Here is a 6,106-nt window from a genome sequence, read left to right as displayed (position 1 = left end):
CAAGTCAAGTCCATGACAATCCCACGCGTTCACAGCCTATTCCCTTAAGGCCTACCGCTATCACTGTTTTGTTGAACGCTTCCACTTCCACTAAATGAACCTGATCACAGTCCCCGGTTGGCAGTGACGCCTCTACACTTCGATGCACTGCTCCGCCCTTACAAGACAAGTGACTTTTGTCCTCGATCCCATGCCACGGCCCTAGTTCCCACTCGCTCCACCTGTTTATTAGAGCTTTTTCGTGAACAGCTGCTTTACAGGCAGCAGGACATCAAGTACAAGGCCCCCACCTGGGGTATCAGAAGTCTCAACCTCAGCTTATTCGCTAATACTTAGTTGATGCAATGTAATAGGTGTCCGTTTCAAAAAAATTAAACCAGTTTAAGAAAACACCCAAAGGCGGCTGAACCCTCTAAGATTTAGCTTGGGGTGGGGTAGTGAACCAGCCCTGTATACCCTGCCATCCCGCAGCCTGTAAGCGCTCGAAATGCGGGCAGGCCAAAGCATACCTTGTAATCTCTGGCAGCCAACAGTGCATAGCGTATCATTGATACCCAGACCTTTCTGACGATGCAAAGTAAAAGCACAAGCCTGGCGTAATCAACCCACTGGCATGTCATTATTACCCATTCCGAACCATCGATGCTGGCTATACCTGGGCGATAGGGAGTAGAACTACTGCTGTGCTAGAAGCTTCTATCCCATCAAGTCGTGGCATCAGCGGCAAGCACGCAAACCTAGATGCCGCACAGGCAGCTACCGCCCTTTTCTGTTATATCGCATGATGTGGTTCCTGATACAGGCATTACCGCTTTTGCTAAACTCCCTGTGCCAGCGACAGGGACCTTAAGCTGGTTTTATCAAGCGAAGTGAAAAATCAAAGGGCAATGAGAGCATCAACAATTCGAAGGGTGCCGGTTGGGCTTTCTCTCCCTGTCACGCCCCATATACAATAGGATGACAAGGGGACTAATGAATGTAGAAGCCCATTAGCCCCCTTGCCTATAGCCAATGGCACGAGTAGCTTTTACCTTTCACCAACCCAGTGCGGGTTAAATCGGAGTTTGTTTGAAAGCCTCATTCAGTTGATACAATTGGCTTTCCGATAGCTGCCACCCTACAGCATCCAGGTTGGCTATAAGCTGCGCTTCCGTTCTCGCGCCCATTATGACATGGGATACCGTCTGGTTTTGGAGCAACCAATTGATGGCAACCTGCGGAATGGACTTATCAAGCTCCGAGGCGCTTCTTTCAAGGACATCGACAACGGTATACAACAATTCGTTATCGACGGGGGTGCCCCTATTTCCCCTCCTGACTTAACCCTCCCCTCCTGTGATTCCTGTCCACGTTTGATTTTTCCGGTCAGAAGCCCCCAGCCTAATGGACTACATGCCATCAAACCCATTTTTTGGTCTGCCAGCAGCGGCATTAACTCTTGCTCGTAGTCTCTGCCGATGAGGGAATAATAGCCTTGATACACGCCATCTGCCCAAAGCAAATGCTGTTTATCCTATGACAAGAAAATGTGTACCAGAGGTAGCCGCTTGGATCAGGCATCGGCCTGCGTGAAACGCGGGTAAAAGAATTAACCTATTTGCAGTTTAAAATGATCGGAAGACCACAGCAGGACTGCTGTGGAGATGCACATAATTAACGAAGGGTAGAAATAAACATATTCCTGGTGTGCCATATGGGCGGTAAAGGCACCAATGGCAAACGCAAAAAGGAACAGAATCCCCAGCACGCTGACTTTCGGACTGAAGAGACCTGTTTGAAAGCTGATAAGTAAGACCAGAATAATAGTAAACTATAAATAATTGTTGGCCATCACTGGGACCATGAAATGAAGTAGAGTTTTTATCTCAGCACCATATGTGATGCCTAAGGAAAGCCCGACTAGGAACAAGATTGCTGTACCTGACCAAAGCCAGGGTACTTTTTCATCTGTCCATATTTCTCTCTTGTACAGAAAACCCCCTAAGTGCAAAAAGAAATTCAACCATGCTTTTAAATTGTGTACGAGATTTTGCGTATAGGACATGTGGCGGATTTTGGAGCACTTTCTTGTCGGCTTGCGCCAAAGTTACCTCAAAGCACAAAGTTTGAATATATCCATTTCCCGGCCATATGTTGAAAGCGCTGTTGTGCGCTGGCTGTATTAAGGTAGAACGCCTAATTGCATTATCAAACTTAAATTGTCCACGATGCCGCTTTCTTTTTTTACCAGTCCGTTTTCGACTTCCAGTAATGTAATTCCTTTTACCTGAACGTTTTTTCCAGATGATTTAACTCCAAAAAGCTCTCCATTTTTATGTGTGCCTTCATATTCCCAAAACACAGTGATGTTTTTATTATTTTCATTTGGTACAACCCTATGCAGAGTTATACTTAAATCAGGAAAATATTCGTAAGTCCTTCGCAACATATCCTTGTACTCTGATATGGTCTGGTACGGCTTTTCAAAATGCGTATAATCAACTTCCAGATCATCGTGAGCATATTTATCTAGTAGACCCTCTTTGCCGAAGTTCCATACCTGCATGTACTCAGCTGCGATCACTCTAAGTTCGTTATTCGTCATATATTTAATTGTCTAGTATACATATTAAACTCGCGCACAAAGGATGGTGTATACAATATGCGAGGCTTTCCAGTCGAAGCATAGAGGTTACACTGGGTTGGAACAAGCCAGTGTAACCTCTTACTAAAATACGATTGACACCTTCCTGGTGCAATTTATCAGTACAATGAGCCATCAATGTGTTGAGTTCTGCTCTATACGCAGGTTGCTTAGTCCAAAATTCTGTATTTTTCCTTCTTCTGTCTTTATCCTCCTTATAGCTTCCAATAAATCTCCTCCGAACAAGTCACCTTCAGCAGAATGCTTTTTCCACTCTTCCATGGCTAAGGGTATGAAGTATTTCAACCTAATTCCCTGACCTATCATACTTTCGCCATCGCCCTTACCGGAAATGTTCCAACTCCTTTGAATTTGGGTGGCACCCCACTGGACGTGAATCCATCCTGCGGCGGCAGATGCAGATTGCAAAGGTGCTCCACTTTCACGAGGTCCGCTTCCAGGAGCGCCGTATGAACAGGCCTGGTATTTCGAGGTGTACTGTCAATATGATGGGAGTCAATTCCCACCAATTTAACGTTGCAGCCCCTTAAATAACGGGCGGCGCCTTCGGTCAAATAAGGATGGTGCTCATAATACTGTTCCGTGTTCCAGTGTGTGTCCCAACCTGTGTGAATTAACACAGCCCTGTGGTTGACTTCGTACTGCTTTAGATAGTCTTCTGATATCTCCAGCGTTTGTGCATACGGAACCCTTATGACCATGGCCTCCAAGTCAGTAAAGCATGCCACCTCAAGCTCCGACAAGCCTTTCCCATATTCAAATCGATGGAAAGGGCAATCCAGATAGGTTCCTGTGTTCGTTACCATTTCAATTTTCCCAATCTGAAAGGTGGTGCCTTCCGCAAAATGCTGCTTGGACTCTTTTCTGACAGTCTGTGAGCTGATGTCTGGACGTTTAGCGGACTGATCTTGATAATAAACAGCTCGTGACTTGGCATGGTGGTTGCATTTTAGCGCTCCCGATCCTAAAATCGCTTCATCTGCCATTAGGCCAACTACTTGAAGGCGGCTGCTCTACTTAATTCGTATCGGCCGGTTTAGTTCATGATTGTCCTGAATGTCAGGTTTACTCTCTCTGTAGTAATTTTTTTACTTGGTGGCAATCTGTGTAGCCAGTTGGTTTGTGTTGCATCCTGCATCACTAACAGACTGCCGTGTTCTAAAACCAATTCAATCTTCTTTTTATTTTCCTTGTGTTTGAATGCAAATCTTCTTTCTGCCCCAAAACTTAAGGAACCTATTGCCCCGTCCTTCTTTAAGTCTTTTTCCCCGTCACTATGCCATGCCATTCCTTCTTCCCCGTTATGATACAGATTAAGCAAGCAGGAATTGAATGTTTCGCCAGTTTCTTTTTCAACAAGGTTTTTGAGCTCTAGTAATTCTTTGGTCCAACCCAAAGCATATTTGGTTGTGTTGGAGTACGTATATTCAAAAGGCTTTTCACCATACCACGCCACTTTTCGTTTGGTGACTATTCTCTTCCCAAAAATAATTGCTTCGTCATTTCGCCATGCAACGGTAGTAAGCAATTTCTGCAGATAGTAATCCGCCTCTTCTGAATTGAGTATTTTGCCGTAGTAATTTACTGTTCCGTCTTGTGGCAACCAGTTTTTTGCTTTGTCTATGATGTCGTCAAACAGTCTCATGCTTCCACTTTTGATATTTCTCTTTTATGCAATGTCCGCAAGGGCGGAAACCGTTTGTAACCGCTTCTTTCTCTGATGCAAAGAAAACTCTGTTTTCTCTTTTCATTTGCCTGCCCGAAGGACAGTTCAACAAACCGTATATTCTCAATTTGCGGTTTCCACCAAAGGATATTGCTTTCCGACGGATTTTGCTCCGTACATCCTTGTCAGAAATATTAGCATGCTGTAGCATGCCTAACTAATAGCATCGTGAAAAATAATTCCCAAAGCATATCTTTCTCCTGTTATTATTTCACTTACTCCATGCTTTACTTTTACCCGGTAATACCCTCTTGCTCCTTTTTCGGGTTTAAAATCTGTTGTAAAAAGCAAGCCATCGCCTTTCCCGGGTTTCAAGACAATGGCTTTGGATTGAGCTCTCGGGATTTGTTGTGTTAACACCACTTCACCACCCGTAAAATCTTTCTCAGGTTCGGTCAGCATCAACACCATCTGAATTGGAAAGTAAACCTCCCCGTATAGATCCTGATGCAAGGTATTGAAACCACCTTTGCCGTATTTCAAGATCAAAACTGTAGCCTTTTGCTGACCGTTTTCATCGCATTGTTTCAACAACGCTGCGTGGTGCGGAGGAAATTGTGCGTCAATATTTAAAGCCTTGAACCAAGCGTTTGCGATAGGTGCAAGTTTAGGATAAATGCTTGTTCTGACCTGCTGGATGATATCGGGCAAAGGATAATTGAAATATTTATATTCGCCCAGCCCGGAACGATAGCGTTCCATTGCCACTGTTTTCCTGTACGCATTGGGATTATTATATTCTGATTTTAATGCTTCGCATTGTTCATCTGATAATATATTTGATAAAATGGCATACCCGTTCTGATGCATTGCTTCTGTAATGCTTTGCCAGTCTGTATTGTCTATCTTATGGATGATGTCTTGCATTGTTTTACCTCAGCCTTCTAAACTTGTTTTTGCTCCTTCCCAACCGATGATGGCGGTCTTTCTGGTATTGCCCCACCTATAATCGCCAAAATGTCCCGATGATTGAATAACTCTATGGCAAGGAATTAGAAAAGCAACGGGGTTACTTCCTATTGCTGTGCCAACAGCCCGGCAAGTGCCTGGCTTGCCAATTTGTCTCGCAATGGTCCCGTAAGTAGAGAGCTGTCCCATCGGAATTTTCAGAAGTGCTTCCCATACTTTCAGTTGAAAGTCCGTTCCTTTTAAGTGTAATTTTATTTCGGGTAGTTTGCTCCAATCATTTTGAAAAATAGACAAAGCATGTTGCTGCATCAAATCTACTTTGTTTCGAAAACTAGCGTTGGGAAACTTCTCTTGAATGCCGTGCAGCCCTTCTTCTTCATGAGCTTCAAATGCCATATAGCATACGCCTCTGAGCGTAGACGCCACAACCAGATTCCCGAAAGGACTTTCGGCAAAACTGTAGTTGACAGCTAGATTTTTACCGCCATTTTTGTATTCGGCAGGTGTCATTCCCTCAATGTTGATGAAAAGGTCGTGTAGTCGTCCTGTGCCTGAAAACCCTGTCTCAAAAGCGGTCTCAAAAAGCGTGGCCTGTTTGTCTGCCAATAATTTTTTGGCGTGTTCAATACTGATATATTGCAGGAATTTTTTAGGCGTAGTTCCTGCCCACTCACTGAATAAACGTTGAAAATGAAAGGGACTTAAATGCACCCTTGCAGCAATTTCCTCCAGATTGGGTTGCGCTTTGAAATTGCTTTTGATGTATGCTATTGCTTCGGCAATTCGGTTAAAGTTGAGATGTTCCTGCTCTTTCATGGTTTTGATCT

General features: G+C 44.2%; 8 protein-coding genes. All 8 read right to left on the bottom strand.

Annotated features, from left to right (window positions below; all coding sequences use genetic code 11):
• Positions 1–1,052 precede the first annotated feature (1,052 nt).
• Positions 1,053–1,277: an aldo/keto reductase gene (locus AC5FXQ_RS20295; protein WP_493604241.1), complete on the bottom strand. Its 225-nt coding sequence runs from the start codon at positions 1,275–1,277 to the stop codon at positions 1,053–1,055.
• An 884-nt stretch (positions 1,278–2,161) separates the two neighbouring features.
• Positions 2,162–2,584 carry an ester cyclase gene (locus AC5FXQ_RS20290; RefSeq protein ID WP_493604240.1) on the bottom strand — a complete coding sequence of 141 codons (423 nt, stop codon included), beginning with the start codon at positions 2,582–2,584 and terminating at the stop codon, positions 2,162–2,164.
• A 174-nt stretch (positions 2,585–2,758) separates the two neighbouring features.
• Positions 2,759–2,905 (bottom strand): hypothetical protein, encoded by a 147-nt coding sequence (locus tag AC5FXQ_RS20285; RefSeq protein ID WP_493604239.1) that lies wholly within the window; start codon positions 2,903–2,905, stop codon positions 2,759–2,761.
• Between the two features lie 41 nt (positions 2,906–2,946).
• Entirely contained in the window at positions 2,947–3,630 is a 684-nt protein-coding gene (locus AC5FXQ_RS20280; protein ID WP_493604238.1) for a cyclase family protein, read from the bottom strand.
• 50 nt (positions 3,631–3,680) lie between these two features.
• Positions 3,681–4,289 (bottom strand): alpha-ketoglutarate-dependent dioxygenase AlkB family protein, encoded by a 609-nt coding sequence (locus AC5FXQ_RS20275; RefSeq protein ID WP_493604237.1) that lies wholly within the window; start codon positions 4,287–4,289, stop codon positions 3,681–3,683.
• Positions 4,276–4,521, bottom strand: a complete 246-nt coding sequence (locus AC5FXQ_RS20270) for an Ada metal-binding domain-containing protein (protein WP_493604236.1) — start codon at positions 4,519–4,521, stop codon at positions 4,276–4,278. The genes AC5FXQ_RS20275 and AC5FXQ_RS20270 overlap by 14 nt, the downstream gene beginning before the upstream one ends.
• A gap of 2 nt (positions 4,522–4,523) precedes the next feature.
• Positions 4,524–5,237 (bottom strand): 2OG-Fe(II) oxygenase, encoded by a 714-nt coding sequence (locus AC5FXQ_RS20265; RefSeq protein WP_493604235.1) that lies wholly within the window; start codon positions 5,235–5,237, stop codon positions 4,524–4,526.
• A gap of 9 nt (positions 5,238–5,246) precedes the next feature.
• Positions 5,247–6,095 carry a methylated-DNA--[protein]-cysteine S-methyltransferase gene (locus tag AC5FXQ_RS20260; RefSeq protein WP_493604234.1) on the bottom strand — a complete coding sequence of 283 codons (849 nt, stop codon included), beginning with the start codon at positions 6,093–6,095 and terminating at the stop codon, positions 5,247–5,249.
• Positions 6,096–6,106: the final 11 nt, after the last annotated feature.

It is taken from the genome of Pontibacter sp. LHS1 (assembly GCF_058932855.1).
The sequence above is the reverse complement of the archived record's forward strand: the minus strand, read 5'-3'. Positions and strand labels throughout refer to the sequence as shown.